Genomic DNA, 19249 nt, shown 5'->3' with positions numbered 1-19249 from the left:
AACATTAAACGCTTAGTTGAGAGGTACGACACGCAACACTTCTTCTAGCGTGGTGACTCCCTCTAACACTTTTCGTGCCCCTGCAATCCGCAAAGGCTCAATGCCTTCTTTTTTGGCCTGCTGACGCAGTACACTCAAATCACCATTTGCACCAATTAATTGTTTAGCCTCTATGCTAATAGGCATAAACTCATAAATACCAACTCGCCCTTTGTAGCCCGTTTGACGACACTCTTCACAGCCTACTGCGGTAAAGACTTTTTCAGGCATCTCCATAATATAATCAAAAGTCAGGTGCTCCCACTCTTGGCTATTGATTTGTTTTTCCACTTTACAGTGTGGACATAGGCGCCGTACCAAACGTTGTGCCAATACACCCAAAATGGTGGCTGCAGTTAAAAATGGTTGTATGCCCAAATCGTGTAAACGGGTTAGACTAGAAGGCGCATCATTGGTATGTAGGGTTGAAAGTACCAAATGCCCTGTAAGTGCAGCTTGAATTGCCATATTGGCCGTATCATGGTCACGAATCTCCCCCACCATAATAATGTCGGGATCTTGGCGCATGAGTGCACGAACACCATCAGCAAAACCTAAGTCAATACCTGTGTTGACCTGCATTTGGTTAAAGCTTGGTTCTAACATTTCAATTGGGTCTTCAATGGTACAGACATTCACCTGTTCTGTTGCCAACTGTTTCAATGAAGAATAAAGCGTGGTGGTTTTACCTGAGCCTGTTGGTCCTGTCACCAAAATAATGCCATGACTATGTGAAGTCAGTGCCTTCCAATCACTGAGCAAATGCCCATCAAAACCCAACTGCTGAAAGCTACGTACCAAAACTTCTGGGTCAAAAATACGCATAACCAACTTTTCACCAAAGGCCGTTGGCAAGGTTGAAAGACGTAGTTCTGTTTCTTGTCCTTTGGGTGTACGTGTTTTTAAACGACCATCTTGTGGCTTACGTTTTTCTGCAACGTTCATTCGACCTAAAATTTTAATTCGCGAAATGACCGCCGTTAAAGTATTGGCAGGCATGTTATAAATCGTATGTAACACACCATCAATACGGAAGCGTACTTTACCATTGTCCTTACGAGGTTCTAGGTGAATATCACTGGCACTTTGTTCAAAAGCAAACTGTAAAACCCAATCAACTAATTTAACAATGTGTTGATCATTGGCATCAGGATTTTGACTATCACCTAATTGTAACAGGGCTTCAACGCCTTTATTTTCGCGATCATAAATTCCAGACTTCTGTGAATTACTCACAGCGCGACTCACCTGATAATACTCCACCATATAACGTTGTAATTGTTCTGGGCTGAGCAATACGCGCTGGATTTTTTTCGGTGCGACATTATGCTCCAAATTCGCTACCCAATCCTTCATATAGGGTTGATCTGTCGCAATCAACACTTGATTGGGTTGAACCTCTACGGCCAAGATTTTATTGCGGAAGGCAAACTCTTGGGACATCACCGAAGTCAAGGCTTGAACATCAGCTTTGAGTGGATCAATCACATAAAACGGTAACTGGGTTTTTTCGGCTAACCATTGACATAATCGGTTCAACGTCAGTCTGGACTGAGGGTGTGACTGATCCTGCATATTAAAATGGGCAATCCATTGTAAAGGGTGCCACTTTAATTGATCCCGTTGACGGTGCGAGGTTTGTACGAGATTTTTTTCTTTTTCAGTAATTCGCCCATCTTTAAAAAGTTGATCTAAGCACCAAGTGGTATCAATTTCAAAATTAAAATTCATTGTTATACGTCCCCAAACAGAACACCACTATAGCAAGATTTTCGAGATTATTTTGTACAAAGCACTGGCAAATCCTATAAATATAAAAAAGCATGTCAGCTGATCAATATAATCATGAAATGACTACGCTTTTTCTCTATTTTGACTTGAATCCACCACCCGCATTCGCCTATATTTTAAACGACTCATTTGTGTTTATGAGGTAGGCTTTGGACTTCAGTACCATTTCAATCGACAACTATGCTTTATCTGACGCCCTGTTTACATTGGCCTCAGCTTTGGGCTGTGGTTTGCTCATTGGTCTAGAGCGAGAAAGAAGCAAGCAACGAGAAAACCAACAGAGCTTTGCAGGACTGCGCTCCTTTGCCATTTGTGCCCTTCTCGGTGCTATTTGTTTTTTATTTGGTGTCACCATTGGTATTGTGGGTGCGCTGATCATTGGAGGTATTGTCCTATTTTCCATGAAAAACCAAACTGAGGACTTAGGCTCAACTACTGAGCTTGCCTTTGTAATGACTTATTTTATTGGCGCCATGTGCCTGTGGAATACACCTTTAGCAGCAGGTCTGGCTGTACTGCTGACCATTATTCTCATGACTAAACACTCCATGCACAGTATTGCAGGAAAATGGATTACAGAAGCAGAATTTAAAGACGGTATTTTCCTATTGGCTCTCATTTTAATAGCCCTTCCCTTAACACCAAATACGCCTTTATGGGGCGCTGTGCTGAATCTTTATATCATTTTAAAATTAGTCACACTCATTCTGGCTGTTCAAGCCCTTGCACATATCGCCAAACGATTGTTAAGCACTAAAAATGCCATGATTTTATCCGCAATTGCTTCTGGTTTTGTATCCAGTACAGCCACTATTGCTAGCTTGGGCATGGAGGTTCGAGCAGGTCGTGCACAGGCCAAATCCAATGCAGGTGCTGCTCTGATGTCATGTATCGCAACTTTATTGCAACTGCTCATTATTGTGGCGGGCGTCAGTATGCTCTGGCTCAAAACAATACTGCTTCCCACTCTAATCGCATGTTTGATTTTAGGACTCTCTGCCTATACTTTAGTCCGCACTGCCCCAGCTCAAGAACAGCAACTGAGCAGTGATTCACGCATGTTTAGTTTAAAAGAGGCAGGAATTATTGCCCTGAGCTTAACTCTCATTCAGGCAGGAGTATATGGACTTCACCTGTGGCTAGGCGAAGCTGGCTTAATTGCAGGAACTTTACTGGCCTCTTTGTTTGAAATCCATGCGGCGATGGCAACCGTGGTGATGCAAGGTACCCCCACAGATACTGCTGTTATATCCGCCTTTATATTTGGTTTAGCCGCACATGCGATTGCCAAATCTGTGAATGCCGCTTTAACAGGAGGGATGCAATACTTTATTGCTTTTGCACCGATTCAAATTTTACATATGATGTTTTTAATCGGCTTACTGTACTGGATGATTTTTTAAAAAAACTTAACTTACTTATTTTTATGAAATTTATTTATTTATTCAATACTATTAACCTATAATCAGCCCGCTTTATTTTTAAACAACAACGTTATTAATAATAAATTTTTTGAATTGGGTACTTTATGAAATTTAAAATATTATCATTTGCAATTTTTAGCGCACTCATGCTGAGTGCATGTGGTGGAAGCTCTGATAGCTCAAATAATACAAGCACGAGCAACAACTCAACAACTACTGACTCATCAAATAATAATTCAAATACCGCTCAGCAATGGGAAATATTCCGTATTGATTATTGGTATGATCAACTCAATCAATTTGGTGATTTCAATGTACTGAATACGCAAATTACACTGGTGGATGGTAAAGCCTATGCCACTTTAGATGCAGATGATGATACAAATGAAATTTACTTAACTACGCAAGGCGAGTATCAAACATTCGGCCCAACCCATAGTCGTTATGGCACTTTAATGGGTGAAATGACCTTTTCCAATAATCAACTCAAACTCCGCCCTTATTCAGCAATTGGTTCTACAGGATTAGAATTCACGTCAACTGTCAGCAAACGTGATATTTCAGGCGAAAGTCTACTTGCAACTGTAGACCCTGAGTTGAATTGGAACTTGAACTATCCTCAATATAGCGTCAAATATTCAGATGAAATCAATACAAAATTAAAAGCCTACCAAGCTTTAAAATTCCCAGCAGGTTCAACCTGCCTACTGGAAACCCAATATTCTAATAATCAGGAATATTTACTTTTAGCTGAAAAAGATGATGAATATCAACGTCTCTTTAAAGAATATACAGAGCGATTTACCAACCAAACTAAACAAGAGTATTTTAAGCTCACAAAATTTAAAAATGTTCTTGCCTACCATTACAGTCCTGATGGAACTGAGGCAAATGCTTTCATTGGATATGCTCAATACAAAGACAGTTACTATTCAAGTTCAAAAGTAAATGCTGGGGTAGAGTCCAATCTTGCAGATGACATTCAATCAGAGAAAGACCTCATCACAAACAATATGTCTACCGAAGAGAAAAACGCACGTTTAGCTAAGGCAGATGGCTTAAATAAAGGTTGTGACCTGTATAATCCAATTGCAGCAAGTTATTTAGAACAAAACTTAAAGTTCTAAATGACTTGAAAAGCATGCTACCGATGAGCGTTTTAATGGCTACAGGAACTCAAAGTTCCTGTATTTCCACACACGTTTCATTTACCTTAAATTTCACATCTAAGTTTGCAAATCTCATCCCATAAATTCGCGCTTCATCATCTTGATACGCAGGTCGTGGGTCTAAAGATAAAACCGCCTCAAGCTCCTGTACTGTCTGCATAGAAATTTTGCCATTTGCTAAAAGCTGCTGCTTCTGTAGCAAAGCCAGATCAGACCACACCACCACCTTTCGTTTAGGCTCATCTTGTGCATAACCACTTTCAGCATCTAAAACTGCGTCTGAATAGTGAATATAAGGCTTAATATCAACAATTGGCGTACCATCGAGCAAATCACTCCCTGTAACATACACACGAACTGACCGCCCTTCTTTTTTTACCGCTTTTAATTGAACTACAGATAGGCCAATTGGCGCTGGACGGTACATGCTCCGTGTGGCAAACACTCCTATTTTTTTGTTGCCCCCTAAGCGAGGTGGTCGAACTTGTGGACGAAACTGTGTTTTTTCTTGATTCTTATTGTCATGAAACTGCCAAACCAACCATAAGTGACTAAAAGCCTCAATCCCCTCAAAGGCCAAAAGATCATTATAAGGGGCTGACATTTCAATATAGGATTCCACTTGTACCAAATTAGGCTGGCGAGGAATACCAAACTTTTCTTTATAAGAAGAGTGCATATAACCAATAATTGGCAAGGTTAACTCAGTTATCATCACTTTTTCTAATAAGCTCAATTAAATATATTCAGTTTATCGAGAATGATTTTAGATTAGAATAGCAAGCTGTTCTAATTTGATAATTTATTGAGACCTTTAATGGCTGCTTTCAACGTCGAAAAGATTACTCACGTCCACCATTGGAATGATACTTTATTCTCTTTTAAAACGACGCGCGACACTGCACTGCGTTTTAAAAACGGTCAATTTGTGATGATCGGCCTTGAAGTAAATGGCAAACCGTTAATGCGTGCTTATTCTATTGCCAGTGCAAACTATGAAGAAGAACTAGAGTTTTTCTCAATTAAAGTTCCAGATGGCCCATTGACATCTATTTTACAGAAAGTAAAAGTGGGCGATGAGATTCTAATCTCTAAAAAACCAACAGGGACTTTGGTTCTCGACGACTTAAACCCTGGTAAAAACTTATACCTCCTTTCTTCAGGTACAGGTCTTGCACCGTTCTTGTCTACAATTCGTGACCCAGAAACCTATGAACGCTTTGAGAAAATCATTGTTGTACATGGTACTCGTTTCATTTCTGAATTAGCCTACCAAGACCTAATCCTAAATGAACTTCCAAGCCATGAATTCTTTGAAGAACTTGGTATCAAAGACAAATTGGTTTACTACCCAACGGTTACTCGTGAAGAATATCCAAACCAAGGTCGTGTAACGACAGCGATTGAAACTGGCGAATTGTTTGAAAAAATTGGTCTACCACGTTTCAACCCAGAAACTGACCGCGCTATGCTTTGTGGTAGCCCAGCGTTCTTAGATGACGTTGCAGCACTTCTCGATCAACATGGTCTAAAAGAATCACCTAAAATGGGTGTACTGGGTGATTATGTTATTGAACGTGCATTCGTTGAAAAGTAAGATCGTATAAAGATATTAAAAAACCGAAGCTTAGGCTTCGGTTTTTTAATTTACTCTGCTTGTCTTTTTCTCTAATATTTGTACAAAAGAACAAATCTTAAATTTATACAATGACCTTTCCAAAACTCAATTTTAAAGACTATTTACACCCAAGACCTCAACCTAAAGGTCTCGATGTACAGTGTAAACTTCGGCATTTCGCCCTCATTACTTATGCACTCGACCCTACACGCTTCAAAGACATTATTCCCCCTCGATTTAAATTAGACACTATCCTTTATCAAGGTCAACAATGTGCTTTGATGTCTGTCGTTCCTTTTATTGATGTTGACTTTAGCTCCGCCGTCTACCCTTTTCCTAAATTTACTATGGGACAAACCAACTATCGAGTGTATGTGATTGATCAGGAAACACAGGAACGTTGTGTTTGGTTTCTAGGCACAACTTTGGACTCTTGGACGCTGATCTTTCCACGCTATGTTTGGCAACTGCCATGGCATCCAGCCCAAATTGAGTTTGACTGTCTACAAGATCCGACTGGCTTATACACACAATCTCTGTACACGACAAAAATAGATAACTCATTGAAATAATGGCATAATACTTGTTTTCTGACGACGAATATGATGACACATTTCAATGAGTTACATCTCATCTTAAACAAATATCTAAAGTGGAACAAGTCACATGTAAAATGTTTTACACTGATTATGATTGCATTAATTGTAAAACAGACCTGTAATCTTTCTTCTGCATCTAAAGCCTTACCCATCAAGTGCTTACCACAATCATTTTATCGACGTATACAACGCTTCTTTGCAGGTCAGTATTTTGATTATCGTCAAATTTCTCAGTTGATTTTCAATATGTTTTCATTCGACAAAGTGCAACTGACTTTAGATAGAACCAATTGGAAATGGGGAAAACGAGATATCAATATCTTGATGTTAGCCATCGTCTATCGTGGAATAGCGATACCTATTGTTTGGACATTGCTCAATAAACGTGGAAATTCAGATACAAAAGAGCGTATTGCTTTGATTCAACGCTTTATCTCTATTTTTGGTAAAGACCGTATTGTGAATGTGTTCGCAGACAGAGAATTTATCGGTGAGAAATGGTTTACATGGTTAATTGAAAATGACATCAACTTCTGTATACGTGTTAAAAAAACTTTATTGTGACCAATCACTTAGCCAGGAATCATAAAATTAGTGATTTATTTCGTCATCTTCAAGTTGGTCAAACTGAATGTCGTAAACGACGTATTTGGGTTGGTCGAGTGAAACTGTATATTAGTGCGCTACGATTAGAAGATGGGGAACTTTTACTTGTTGTTTCTCCTATGTTTAATGCTTCTGCTATTCGTGATTATGCATTACGCTGGGAAATCGAAACCTTATTTAGTTGTCTCAAAGGACGTGGATTCAATCTTGAAAATACTCGTTTAACAGACCCTGGACGAGTCAAGAAATTGATAGCAGTGCTAGCTATCGGTTTCTGTTGGTGCTATTTAACAGGTGAATGGCAACATGATCAAAAAAAAGCGATAAAAATAAAGAAGCATGGACGACTCTCAATGAGTTTATTTCGCTATGGTTTAGACTATGTTCAAATGGCGATTCAGCGTTTAATTGGTTTTGGGAAAAAAGAAGAGTTTAAGGAAATTTTGGCAATTTTAAGAAGGCAGAATCCTGATAGGATAAGGGTTCTGTGAAATTTGTCGTGTACAGAGACACACAATACAAAATGCGAACCCAATCTGCATGGGCTAGCTCTGAAGTGAATTTAATTCAGGCTCAAGATGACCGCTGGTTTTTTGAAGGCTTTCCAGATTTAGAAAGTTACCAAGTCTTTATTACACATCCTTTGGCAGGATTTTATCATCGCCGTGATGGCAAACTCGGTACATATCGTGTGTGGCATGAGCGCTTAAATCCTAGACCCGCAACACTGCACTACGCACGCTTTGAGCTGTTAGCAAGGCTCAACCTTATATCCTATGAAGATCAACTCAAGCCTTATAGTGTACTGATTGAACCGATCAATGAATTTACAATTTACTTACCCCCAAGCGTACTCGAAACTGTAGCAAATTAAATTCTAAAAAAATTAATTCTATTTAAGTTATTGAATACTAGAGGCAATGAATAAATTTCAGCCAAACTCAAGACATATTGGTTGTTTTTCTCCACAATTTCTCTATAATTCAACAAAACAGACAAGTCTGTCTATTTTTGCTGAAATACTGAATGACCGAAAACATTCAGAGGGTACAAAAAAATATAAGAAGGCACGTTTAAGTTGCTCATATTCATATCACTCATTAGTGTCAAATAATGAGTGATATGAAAAATAAATTATTATCAGCAAAGCGCGATAATCTAACGGTTATCGCGCTTATTTATTTTTGATTGAATTTTATAAAAGTCTGCATGATTTCAATCAATAAGAATGTAATTCTTAGATGCTACATTCTTATTTTTAATAATTTAAGCCGCAACTAATTCCATCTGAATCAATGTATTTACACGCTTCCAATACTCTTCCAAATGCACTTGATTTGGGTCAATTTGAGCTTGAATAGTCATTCCATCCAAAATACTAGAAAGAAAACCAGCCAACTGTTCATCTTGCTTCACCCCTAAATGATGCAATGCTTGGCGCAACTTTCCTTTTAACCACTCTTTATAATCAATTGCAGGTTGGAGCGATGACGGATAAATTTTTGAAATTTCTTCGACTGCTTTTTGAAACATGCAACCATTAAAGTCTGTCGTATGAAACCATGTATTATACCATTCAAAAATTGCGCGAATATGTGAGAGATAATCACTTGGGTCACACGCAGCAATCGTTGCATCGAGAGACTGCTGCAAATTTTGGTTTCTAGTCACTAAGCATTCTTCAATTAATTTAGCTTTGGAAGGGAAATATTTGTAAAATGTCATTTTAGCAACGCCAGACTCACTAATAATTCGATCCACACCGATAGAATTGTAGCTATGTGAGTTAAAGAGATTAAGCGCTGTATTAATGATGTCTTCTTTTTTTGACATTTATTTTACCTGATGCACAAAACTTTAAAATTAGGCCACTGCCCCATAAGAACACCCAAGAATATGAAATATATCGTTTCGAAACGATATTATATATCAAATTTAAAACAACACTGTTTTTTTATGGAAAATCTCACCAACATTAAAATAAGCGCATGAAATATAAGAGATTTAAATTCAATAAAAAAACTAGAAGAATGCAGCCTTTTTCACTATGATAAAAAATGATGAAAATTAAAATTTAACGCTCTATGAACACCCTTTCCTTTACTCAGTCTGAACATACCCGCGAAGAAGTTTTATACTTTATTCAGCACTCCTTAAGTCCAGAGTTATGGAAATCAAATACTCAAGTGGTCCATGCACTAAAGCAGGCAACAGGAGATCATGCCTTATTTAAGCATCCTATCCTTACACGGTTGCACCAATGTCAACTGACCCTTGAGCAGTTAAAATTAATTCATCTGAATTATTTTACAGCTATTGTCAAGAATTTTACCGATGCCTTAAGCATGGTGATCTACCAAGCATTACAACTTGAAAACAACAGTAATATTAAGGCACAAGACCGTATTGCGGCAAAGATATATGCGCGTTATCTACTCTCACTCAATCTTTTTGATGAATTGGGTTTTAACACGCATCAACTTGAAAAAAGCTCCCCTGCAAAATCGCACTTGGTTTATTTTTTAAAGCTGATGCAACAACTCAAACTCGATGTCCCTGACCAAAAACAAACTCAAGCCGAAGCATTCTCTCTTACACAGTTTATTCAAGAGCATATTCATTCTTATGCAGACTTATTGTTGATTTTGGCTTGTACTGAACTGCAAGTGATTAAGTTCAGTGAAGCACTCAGAACAAATCTCGCGGTGTATGATTCTTCGTTTACCAATGGTTATTATGCATGTCATGGTATTGCTAAAGCCAGTGACCAAACTCTTGCAAACGATGATAATCATGAAGACGATATTTGGTTGCTATTCACACAAAGCTACCAACCAAAAGACGAGTCATATTTTAAACAGCTTCAAGCTGAATATTTAAATCTGTGGAATGACTTTTGGACAAAGATGTATTTGCATACTCACTAATTCATCTTAATAGCTGTACGTCCATGTACACTCTCATATTCGTCTTGAACATGCAGAAGTTCCATCCTATGGAGTGTTAAACTTCAAACTACTGTAAGGCTGTAAACCGAATCTTAAACGCTAAACGTATTCGCAATTACATCCTATTCATATTCTACAGTCGAATTTTCTAAAACGCTCTTTTTCCGCTCAGCCAATGCCTTAGTCACGACTTGATAGCCAGCTGTCAAACCTAACGTTGCCATAATACCTGCAACAATCATATCGGGCCACATACTTCCTGTCCCAAACACACCTATAGCTGCAAAGATAACCGCCACGTTTCCAATCGCATCATTTCGACTACAAAGCCAAACCGATTGCATATTCGAGTCCCCTTCGCGGTAAGCATATAAAATGACAGCACAAACCACATTCGCAAACAAAGCTATCACACCAATCACGCCCATAGTCATAGCTTCAGGCGGAATCCCTAGCACATAAGCATAAATCACTTTGCCTATCACAACTAAGCCAAACAACGCCATGGTTATACCTTTCAGCAAGGCTACTGTCGCTCGCCAGTATAAACTCGCACCGAGCACTGCCAGTGAAATACCATAATTCACCGCGTCACCAAAAAAGTCTAAGGAATCAGCCCATAATGATGATGAATGCGCATAAGCCCCACCAATGAGTTCCACCACAAACATAGCTAAATTAATAAATAAGGCAATCCATAATGCCGTTCTAAACTTACTATTCGGCTTTTGTGGTGCGGGTGTACAACTACATGAAGAACACGCCATATTAGCGACCTCTATCACTACTTGATCATTTTATATTATGATTAAAAACTATGGAGTCACTCTAAGGTCAAGCAAAATGAATCAACAAAACTCATCTCCTGTTTATTTAATAAAAGACTTAGTCCAAAAAACTGGCTTAAGTGCCGATACCATTCGTTTTTATGAAAAGAAAAATTTATTAGAACCTTCTTTTCGCGGGGACAATAACTACCGCTATTATCAAGATGAGGCGCTTAAACGACTCATTTTTATTAAACGTTGCCGTGCGCTCGATATCTCACTCAAAGAAATTGAATATCTCATCCAATTGGAGCAGAACCCACAACAGGACTGTAGCGCGGTCAATCAATTGATAGATGAGCATTTAAAACAAGTCGAGCAAAAAATAGTTGAACTAAAAAAATTCCAAATTCAGTTGCAACAACTGCGTCAATCCTGTGCCACGCTATCAACCATTGATGATTGTCAAATTTTAAGGCAACTTGAAGCGGAAACTTCTGACGAATAGCAGAACCTTGACATGCCTGATGGCTTAACTTCACTTTTATGCCTAGTCTTCACTTTCTTTCATCTAAATATGCAAAGACTCATATAAAATTTTTAACTTTTCTTTTTCAAATCACCATGAATTTTATATGAGGCACTTTATTTTTTTAATTTCTATCTTTATAAAGAAATCATTCTTCACTCAAAGAAATATTATTTATTATTTAAAATTAAATCCTTGAATAAAAATTTATGATACTCACTAGCAGTTAAATTCCGAGTTTTTTACTAGGTTGAATCTATTTTTTAAAGCACTACAATAAAACCATATTTTTTTTATGCCTTAGTTTGATCATGAGCATTTCCCACGTTACTGAACTTCTTTCACCGGCTGGTTCGCTTAAAAATATGCGTTATGCCTTTGCCTATGGTGCAGATGCAGTCTATGCAGGACAACCCCGTTATAGTTTACGTGTGCGCAATAATGAATTTGATCATGACAATTTAGCTATCGGCATTCAAGAAGCGCATGACTTAGGCAAAAAGTTTTATGTGGTCGTCAACATTCAACCCCATAACTCAAAGCTCAAAAACTTTATTCGTGACCTCACACCTGTGGTTGCGATGCAACCCGATGCCCTGATCATGTCAGATCCAGGCCTGATTATGATGGTACGTGAGCATTTTCCAGATATGGATGTGCATCTTTCTGTTCAAGCCAATGCTGTCAACTGGGCTACTGTGAAATTTTGGAAAAACATGGGACTGACTCGTGTCATTTTGTCCCGTGAATTATCCATTGATGAAATTGAAGAAATTAAGCAGCAAGTGCCAGACATGGAAATTGAGGTTTTTGTGCATGGTGCGCTATGCATGGCGTATTCAGGACGTTGCATGCTTTCAGGCTATATGAATAAACGTGATGCCAATCAAGGGGCATGTACCAATGCTTGCCGTTGGGAATACAAAGTCCATCAGACTACGCAAGATGAAAATGGCGATGTGACCCCCGTTCAAAATCTGAATACAAGCTCCAACTGCTGTTCAAATTCTGATGCTGATGAAGTGCATATGCAAGCACAGCATCAGTTCGATGAACCCGTATTATTACAACGTCATGATGAAGACATGTTTGCTGCTGAAGAAGACGAACATGGTACTTACTTTATGAACTCTAAAGACTTGCGTGCGGTACAGCATGTTGAGCGCTTAACCCATATGGGCATCCATTCTTTAAAAATTGAAGGGCATACCAAGTCTTATTTTTACTGTGCGCGTACAGCGCAAATTTATCGCAAAGCCATAGATGATGCGCTCGCAAATAAGCCTTTCGATTCCTCACTCATGACACAACTCGAAGGTCTGGCGAATCGTGGTTATACCGAAGGTTTTTTACGTCGCCACGTACACAGCGAATATCAAAACTATGCAAATGGCTCATCTAGTTTTGACCATCAACAATACTGCGGTGAAATTTTAGAGCGAAATGGCGATTATCTGAAAGTCGATGTCAAAAACCGTTTTGTGGTGGGCGATGTACTTGAACTCATGACCACGTCAGGCAATATCACCTTTAAGTTGACAGAAATTCTCGATAAAAAAGGCAATCCAATACTTGAAGCGAAAGGCTCAGGACATGTAGTTGAAATACCTGTTCCTGCTGATGTTGACATGCGTTATGCCCTACTCATTCGTAACTTGCCGCATTCAAGCACTGATATTTCAGCGCCTGCATTGGCTTATGTTACAAGCTGACTGAGGGATAATACCATGGCACTACGAATAACAGATGCATGTATTAACTGTGATATGTGCCTTCCCGAATGTCCCAATACTGCTATTTTTGAAGGTGACAAGATTTATGAAATAGACGTCAGCCGTTGTACAGAGTGTGTTGGTTTTTATGACACCCAAACCTGCGTCGATGTTTGCCCAATTGCTTGTATCGAGCTGCATCCAGAACACATGGAAACTCATCAACAACTGTTAGAAAAATTTAAAGGATTGAACTTATTTAGCGTCTAACCTTGGGGAAAGTAGAAAAGAAACCGAGTACTGACCACACTCAGAGTTTCAAAACAAAAACTGGGCAAAGAATAACAATAAACAACAACTAAATGAAAAAGCCAAAGTGATCTGGGGAACACTTTGGCTTTTTCTTTGCCCGAAATCATCATTCCAAAAAAAAAGGAACTCAGGCTGTTAGCGACCAGAGTTCCTATAAAAGTACAACTAGAGCTTAGTCATACAACATAAAGGGAAAAAGCCAACGTAGATTTTGGGAGAGCGTTGGCTTTTTCATTTCACACTTACAACCCAGAACGAATAATATAATCAAAAGCAGACAGAGATGCTTTCGCGCCTTCACCTGTAGCAATAATAATTTGCTTGTAAGGCACAGTCGTACAGTCACCTGCGGCAAATACACCTTTGACATTGGTTTCATTGCGATCGTTAATCACAATTTCATTACGATTTGAAAGCTCAACCGCTGTTTCTTTTAAGAAATCGGTGTTTGGCAATAAACCAATTTGTACAAAGATTCCTGCAAGCTCAACCCTATGTTCTACATCGGTTGCACGGTCTTTATATTTCAATGCTGTCACTTGTGAACCATCACCCACAACTTCGGTTGATAAGGCATTCAGAATGACTGTGGTGTTAGGCAGACTATGCAATTTGTCTTGCAACACTTGGTCAGCACGTAGTTTGGTATCAAACTCAACCAAAGTTACATGTTCTACAATCCCAGCAAGATCAATCGCAGCTTCGACACCTGAGTTCCCCCCGCCAATTACGGCAACACGTTTGCCTTTAAACAGTGGGCCATCACAGTGTGGACAGTAAGCAACACCACGAGTACGGTATTCTGCTTCACCCGGTACATTCATTTCTCTCCAACGTGCGCCTGTAGAAAGGATGACTGTTTTAGATTCAAGCTTCGCACCATTTTCTAAAGTGACTTCAACCAAACCATTCGCGGTCTCATCTGCACCTTTGATGTGAGAAACACGTTGTAAGTTCATGATGTCCACACCGTACTCACGTACATGTGCTTCCATTTCAGCAGCAAACTTTGGCCCTTGGGTCTTTTGTATCGAGGTATAGTTTTCAATGTCCATGGTATCCATGACTTGACCACCCATACGTTCAGCCACGATCCCGGTTTTAATGCCTTTACGCGCTGCATAAATGGCAGAGGTATTTCCTGCAGGACCACCGCCAATCACGAGAACATCAAAAGCAGCTTTGGCATTGAGTTTTTCAGCTTCTTTGGCTGCTGAATTGGTATCCAGTTTGGCAATAATCTCTTCCAAAGTCATACGGCCTTGACCGATATGGTTGTTGTCTTGGAACACCATTGGTACAGCCATGATTTTGCGTTCTTCAACTTCGTCTTGGAAGAATGCACCATCAATCATGGTGGCTGTCGTACCTGGATTGTAAATGGCAATCAGGTTCAACGCTTGCACCACGTCTGGACAGTTATGACAACTTAAAGAGACAAATACGTCAAAGTCAGACTGGATACCTAAACCTTTGATTGAAGCCAAAACTTCATCCGATACTTTGGGTGCGTAACCTGAGGTTTGTAACAATGCCAAGATCAAAGAGGTAAACTCATGTCCCATTGGTAGACCTGCAAAGAAGACACGTGGTTGTTCGCCCGCTTTTGCTACACCAAAGCTCGGTGCACGCGAGTTTTGACCATCAAAACGTGCAGTCACCAGTGGAGACAGTGCTGCAATTTCTTCAACCAATTCTTTGATTTTGTCTGATTTCTCAGAACCGTTCAAAGTTACAACCAATTCAATCGGACCTTCAAGACGTTCAAGAAGCGTTTTTAATTGAGCTGAAGTATTTTGATCTAACATGGTTAAGCTCTCCAAAGCAGTCTGTAAAATTATTTGATAAAAGAATCATAGAGTAAATCTAAAAATAGATAAAACAGTTTGTTTTTATTTTAATAATCGGTTTTATAGATTTTAAGATATTCTTCATAAATAGTCCCACTAAACGCAGGACTTTAAATGAAGTCAAAGCTTAGGATTTATTCTGCATCCGCTGTTCAATTCTTAGCGTTCTGGCCTTTAACTGACATGTCAAACCAAACAATACAAGACTCAACAGCGCCATGATTAGCATCAAGATAAGCGAGAAGAATTGCATGACCGTAGTGAACTGCGCAGCTTGCTGAGCCTGTTTTTCTACACTTTCAGCCATCGGCGTAAGTGTTTTTCCATAGAGTTGGTGCTGCATCGTCCATAGCTGTTCAGGCTTAAACCCATATTCAATAAAATGTGAATCGTTTTTTTCTGCTTGCACAAGAGCAAGCACATGCGGAATGGCTGCATTTTTATCGACAGGTTGGTGTAACAATGCTGTCTGTGCAAGCAAATAATGTTTTACGGGAAGCTGAATGTCTGACTCTTGCAAATAATGCGCGAGTTCACTTTGTTGAATATTTTTATCGTAATATACAATTTTCTGAAAAGCCTCATGCTCATCATCTTTTAAATCATATTGCACATAGGTCAGCCCAGACCACAGTAAAATAAATGCTATCAGCCAAGCCACAAACTTCAGTATAAAAGACTGAAAACGCACATAGAAAAAGTGAATTTTCCGTGCATAGTGCACCAATACAAATGCCCCAACAAAAGACACCATAATCTTGAGCACAAGCCAACCAAACCATGACAACAAATTCAGAAAATAATCTGGCTGTTGTCCAAGTGATGCTAGATTTTCATCGACACTCATGGGCATATGTAGCTGCTGTATTTCAGTCGTGAGCCCAAAAAAGCTATAGACAAAATCCTGCTGTAGGAAATAACTCACACCAGAGACGATCAGTAGAATTACACTCACCATACACCATAAGCTCAGTTTACGCTGACGCTGTTTGAGTGTAGCTACACCTTGTTCAAGGTGCTGAGGCTGAACAACATACTCATCTAAAGAAGGCAAACATTTCTCCTCTATCGACCACCCAACTTAGCATTAAGATGGTGTCGTACGATTAGAACTCGAGTCTAAAACCAATTGATTCAAATTGTCCTGCAAACTACGCAAACGTGTGGTTGCTTCAGCACGTTTCTGCATCCCTTCTTTTTGTATTTGAATCACATCATTTACTGTTTTAATGAGGGTATTTTGTACATGTTCAAGCGTCTCAATATCAATCACCGAACGTTGATTGGCTTTTGCTGTATCTACTGAGTTTTGATGTAACAAATCAGCGTTACGCTTCAATAAATCATTGGTCGCATCGTCAATGGTATTGGCCAACTGCACACTGTTCTTCTGCTCATTTAAAGAAATCGCCAAACTAATTTGATTTTTCCATGCAGGCAATGTGATATTTTTAATCGCATAAAACTTATCGACCAACATCAAATTATTAGACTGAATAATACGAATCATCGGTAGCGTTTGCATGGCTGATTGTTGTAAAACCTGCAAATCACTCACGCGCTTTTCCAAATTATTGGCTAAATGATTGAGGTCGTAAACTCTCTGCGTCGTGGTTTGGTCTTGCGCCTGTGCAGTCAGTATTGAGATTTCCTGCTGAATTTCATCCTGTTTCAACTTACCCGCCGCGATATACACACCGAGCTGTTTATATTCACTTTGTACACCATGAAACATCCGATCTAATGTATCAACACGTGCTTTTAAACCAGACTGCGATTTTTCAATTTCTTTCACCAAAGTATCAATCTGTTCTTTGGTGGTATTAAAGTGCATATCAATATTATTCTTTGCGCCTTTAATTTTGCTCATCAAGCCACCGAAGAAACCTGAATTTTTCTTTTTATTTAAAATACTTGAGGTATTGAGCTGTTGTGCAACTTGTACTACCTGATTCAGCTTTTGCCCAGTTTCATCCAAGTCTTTATTTTGAACCAAATTTAACAACTCATCAGTATATCCAGAGGTTTGTGTCGCAATATTTTTACCATACTCTGCCACGGCGTTATGGTTGATTTCTGCCAACTCTTTCCGCGCTGCCAAGACTGCATTGAAGTCATCTTGTTGCAAGCCAATTTCTTGCAAATTTAACTGTTGAAACTTGTGTTCAATCACTTCCAGTGGTTGGCTCTACCACAAGACTGTTTTGTTCTGAGTTGGTCATAATTCACCTAATCTATTTCTTAAAGTGTTGGTTTCTGTAGTGATTTTTTTAAGGTATGAATCAATTTTTCACGGCTATTATCGAGCTTTTCCAGTTCAATTGTCGAGCTTGATTGCTGCGATTGTTTGACATGATATTGCCATGCTGGGATCAAGACCTGTTGTGCCTCTTTATATCGGTCTAACAAACTCAATGAAAGCTGCTGAGACAGTTGCATTTGAGTGATCGCAATATCATTACTGCTTTGCAAAGTTTGTAAACTGTTTATTTTCTTCGACAAACGTTCTGCAAAATTATCTAAAGGATGTGCATTCTTCACAAATTTAGGATATTCCATTAAAAATGCTTCAGCCGCAGATACATATTTGGCCATTTGCTCACGTAAGCCTGTTAACTGCTGATAGCGTGCCTGTGACTTTTGAATTTCGATTTGCAATTTTTGGCTGAGATGATTGGCTCGATCCAGCAGCTGATCCAGTTTTTTATAGTATTCAACTTGGGTCGAACCATATTCAACATCAATCCCGAGCCACTTTTGCAGCCCATTAAATTTGCGCTTCTTCAGATATTTTTTTGAGTCAGCCAGTGACTGAATCAGTTGCTCAATAGTTTGACTCAGCTGCAAGGTCAGCTGCGGGTCTATCCCGTTAAGTAGCACAGACTGGGCCTGAATGACACTATCTGCATAATGATTGAGACGATATTGGTCGTTCAGCAACGGAACCAAATCATTACGTTGGATACTTAAAAGTTCATCTGAATTGACTGGTATATCCCTTAATGGAACAAGAACGTCAATTTGTGCCATAGTGCTTTAACCCAATAAAGAAATTGAATAAAATCATTTTTATAGTACAGCTTTTATATTAAATAACATGTAGATTTTTGCAAAAACGCTGTGAAAACCTTTTATCTTGATCTGGCTAATCATTACTTCTGCTTCCAATAAAATGATATCTATTTAAAATTATGATCATTCGTCTTCAGCACGTCATTCGTTATAGTTTAGGCTTCTGCATTGTATTAACCTTATTTATCAGTATTGGTGCGCACTATAAAGCAAAACACATCCACGAAACATTTTTAGAGCATGATCCGAGCCAATTGCAACAAGTGAGTGGCACACTGCTAGGCAATGAAACAGCTATTCAACTTTATCAAAAAAATCTAGCACCCTATAATTTAAACAGCTTGGGTAAAACGCAATTTTTGGTCGGTTTCTTTAGCCAGAATCAGGGCCGAATTCAAACGGTTTGGTGTGATCGTTGGCTAGACTCACCTTTTAAGACCGCCTCCTACACTGGCCCGAAAAATCCAATAAAACAAATGAATTTGCCTATTCGCTATTTTCATACTTGCCAATGGCTATTCGATGCAATGCGGTTAACTTTAGATATTCCTGCTTGGAGAGGTCAATCCATCACTTATCTAAAGAGCCCTCATGATATTTTGTATGCACTACATGTGAATGGAAAAATGATTTTCGGCTATGAACAAGCCTATCAACAATATAACCAACTCTATCTAGATGAAATAAAAAATCGAAATCAATCAGCACTCTACTTTTTTGTTTTCTTTTGCATTACTGTCTTTCATTATAGAAAGCACATATTCAATGTCATAAAAAGCCATGAGCAACATGGCCTTAAAATTAAGTGATTCG

General features: G+C 38.9%; 18 protein-coding genes and 1 pseudogene. 11 read left to right on the top strand and 8 right to left on the bottom strand.

Translation table 11 applies throughout. From position 1 onward, the window contains the following. Nucleotides 1-12 precede the first annotated feature (12 nt). On the bottom strand, nucleotides 13-1770 hold the full coding sequence (tfpB, locus tag ACZ8ZH_RS05095) for a type IV pilus assembly ATPase TfpB (RefSeq protein ID WP_119063048.1): 1758 nt from the start codon (nucleotides 1768-1770) through the stop codon (nucleotides 13-15). Nucleotides 1771-1979: 209 nt separating this feature from the next. Between tfpB and ACZ8ZH_RS05090 the strand changes: the two genes are divergently transcribed. Beyond that, a complete protein-coding gene (locus tag ACZ8ZH_RS05090; protein ID WP_119063049.1) occupies nucleotides 1980-3233 on the top strand; it encodes an MgtC/SapB family protein in 1254 nt (417 codons plus the stop codon). A 125-nt stretch (nucleotides 3234-3358) separates the two neighbouring features. Next, complete coding sequence (locus ACZ8ZH_RS05085) at nucleotides 3359-4381, top strand: hypothetical protein (RefSeq protein WP_228199377.1); 1023 nt, start codon at nucleotides 3359-3361, stop codon at nucleotides 4379-4381. 49 nt (nucleotides 4382-4430) lie between these two features. Here the strand turns inward: ACZ8ZH_RS05085 and tsaA are convergent, their stop codons facing one another. Then, nucleotides 4431-5138, bottom strand: coding sequence for a tRNA (N6-threonylcarbamoyladenosine(37)-N6)-methyltransferase TrmO (gene tsaA, locus ACZ8ZH_RS05080; RefSeq protein WP_119063050.1), 708 nt, complete (start codon nucleotides 5136-5138; stop codon nucleotides 4431-4433). A 102-nt stretch (nucleotides 5139-5240) separates the two neighbouring features. Here tsaA and ACZ8ZH_RS05075 point away from each other — a divergent pair, with 102 nt between their 5' ends. From ACZ8ZH_RS05075 to ACZ8ZH_RS05060, 4 genes are all read left to right on the top strand, one after another. Next, nucleotides 5241-6020 carry a ferredoxin--NADP reductase gene (locus ACZ8ZH_RS05075; protein ID WP_086207896.1) on the top strand — a complete coding sequence of 260 codons (780 nt, stop codon included), beginning with the start codon at nucleotides 5241-5243 and terminating at the stop codon, nucleotides 6018-6020. Between the two features lie 110 nt (nucleotides 6021-6130). Next, nucleotides 6131-6613, top strand: a complete 483-nt coding sequence (locus ACZ8ZH_RS05070; protein WP_470247869.1) for a DUF2071 domain-containing protein — start codon at nucleotides 6131-6133, stop codon at nucleotides 6611-6613. A gap of 33 nt (nucleotides 6614-6646) precedes the next feature. Continuing rightward, nucleotides 6647-7737, top strand: a protein-coding gene (locus ACZ8ZH_RS05065; protein WP_470247926.1) for an IS4 family transposase whose coding sequence is annotated in 2 segments (ribosomal slippage) — nucleotides 6647-7187 and nucleotides 7187-7737 — 1092 coding nt in all. Because the reading frame shifts where the segments join, the coding sequence is not laid out codon by codon here. Then, nucleotides 7734-8120 carry a hypothetical protein gene (locus ACZ8ZH_RS05060; RefSeq protein WP_470247868.1) on the top strand — a complete coding sequence of 129 codons (387 nt, stop codon included), beginning with the start codon at nucleotides 7734-7736 and terminating at the stop codon, nucleotides 8118-8120. Before ACZ8ZH_RS05065 ends, ACZ8ZH_RS05060 begins: the two co-directional genes overlap by 4 nt. Nucleotides 8121-8512: 392 nt before the next feature. On the opposite strand, the gene ACZ8ZH_RS05055 is transcribed toward ACZ8ZH_RS05060, so the two are convergent. Beyond that, a complete protein-coding gene (locus ACZ8ZH_RS05055; protein ID WP_110975398.1) occupies nucleotides 8513-9079 on the bottom strand; it encodes a TetR/AcrR family transcriptional regulator in 567 nt (188 codons plus the stop codon). Between the two features lie 251 nt (nucleotides 9080-9330). Here ACZ8ZH_RS05055 and ACZ8ZH_RS05050 point away from each other — a divergent pair, with 251 nt between their 5' ends. After that, nucleotides 9331-10173, top strand: a complete 843-nt coding sequence (locus ACZ8ZH_RS05050; protein ID WP_119063052.1) for a hypothetical protein — start codon at nucleotides 9331-9333, stop codon at nucleotides 10171-10173. A 143-nt stretch (nucleotides 10174-10316) separates the two neighbouring features. On the opposite strand, the gene ACZ8ZH_RS05045 is transcribed toward ACZ8ZH_RS05050, so the two are convergent. Beyond that, the gene (locus ACZ8ZH_RS05045; RefSeq protein WP_119063053.1) at nucleotides 10317-10961 is read right to left on the bottom strand and encodes a cation efflux transmembrane domain-containing protein; all 645 of its coding nucleotides are present in this window, start codon (nucleotides 10959-10961) and stop codon (nucleotides 10317-10319) included. Between the two features lie 76 nt (nucleotides 10962-11037). On the opposite strand from ACZ8ZH_RS05045, the gene ACZ8ZH_RS05040 reads away from it, so the two are divergent. The 3 genes from ACZ8ZH_RS05040 (at nucleotide 11038) to ACZ8ZH_RS05030 (ending at nucleotide 13472) form a co-directional block, all read left to right on the top strand. Then, entirely contained in the window at nucleotides 11038-11469 is a 432-nt protein-coding gene (locus ACZ8ZH_RS05040) for a Cd(II)/Pb(II)-responsive transcriptional regulator (protein ID WP_110975968.1), read from the top strand. 332 nt (nucleotides 11470-11801) lie between these two features. Then, on the top strand, nucleotides 11802-13202 hold the full coding sequence (gene trhP, locus ACZ8ZH_RS05035; protein ID WP_470247867.1) for a prephenate-dependent tRNA uridine(34) hydroxylase TrhP: 1401 nt from the start codon (nucleotides 11802-11804) through the stop codon (nucleotides 13200-13202). A 15-nt stretch (nucleotides 13203-13217) separates the two neighbouring features. Beyond that, nucleotides 13218-13472 carry a YfhL family 4Fe-4S dicluster ferredoxin gene (locus ACZ8ZH_RS05030; protein ID WP_119063055.1) on the top strand — a complete coding sequence of 85 codons (255 nt, stop codon included), beginning with the start codon at nucleotides 13218-13220 and terminating at the stop codon, nucleotides 13470-13472. Between the two features lie 284 nt (nucleotides 13473-13756). Here ACZ8ZH_RS05030 and ahpF read toward each other — a convergent pair whose 3' ends face one another. The 4 genes and pseudogenes from ahpF to ACZ8ZH_RS05010 form a co-directional block, all read right to left on the bottom strand. Then, nucleotides 13757-15322 carry an alkyl hydroperoxide reductase subunit F gene (ahpF, locus tag ACZ8ZH_RS05025; protein WP_119063056.1) on the bottom strand — a complete coding sequence of 522 codons (1566 nt, stop codon included), beginning with the start codon at nucleotides 15320-15322 and terminating at the stop codon, nucleotides 13757-13759. Nucleotides 15323-15491: 169 nt separating this feature from the next. Then, complete coding sequence (locus ACZ8ZH_RS05020) at nucleotides 15492-16418, bottom strand: hypothetical protein (RefSeq protein WP_119063057.1); 927 nt, start codon at nucleotides 16416-16418, stop codon at nucleotides 15492-15494. A gap of 33 nt (nucleotides 16419-16451) precedes the next feature. Beyond that, nucleotides 16452-17586: pseudogene (locus ACZ8ZH_RS05015) on the bottom strand (toxic anion resistance protein). Nucleotides 17587-17605: 19 nt separating this feature from the next. Continuing rightward, nucleotides 17606-18394 (bottom strand): tellurium resistance protein, encoded by a 789-nt coding sequence (locus tag ACZ8ZH_RS05010; RefSeq protein ID WP_119063059.1) that lies wholly within the window; start codon nucleotides 18392-18394, stop codon nucleotides 17606-17608. A 161-nt stretch (nucleotides 18395-18555) separates the two neighbouring features. On the opposite strand from ACZ8ZH_RS05010, the gene ACZ8ZH_RS05005 reads away from it, so the two are divergent. Continuing rightward, complete coding sequence (locus ACZ8ZH_RS05005; RefSeq protein ID WP_119063060.1) at nucleotides 18556-19245, top strand: hypothetical protein; 690 nt, start codon at nucleotides 18556-18558, stop codon at nucleotides 19243-19245. Nucleotides 19246-19249 lie beyond the last annotated feature (4 nt).

The sequence above is a fragment of the Acinetobacter sp. SW-226 genome (assembly GCF_055632855.1).
Note: the sequence above shows the minus strand (reverse complement) of the source record. Positions and strands in the feature narration are given on the sequence as shown.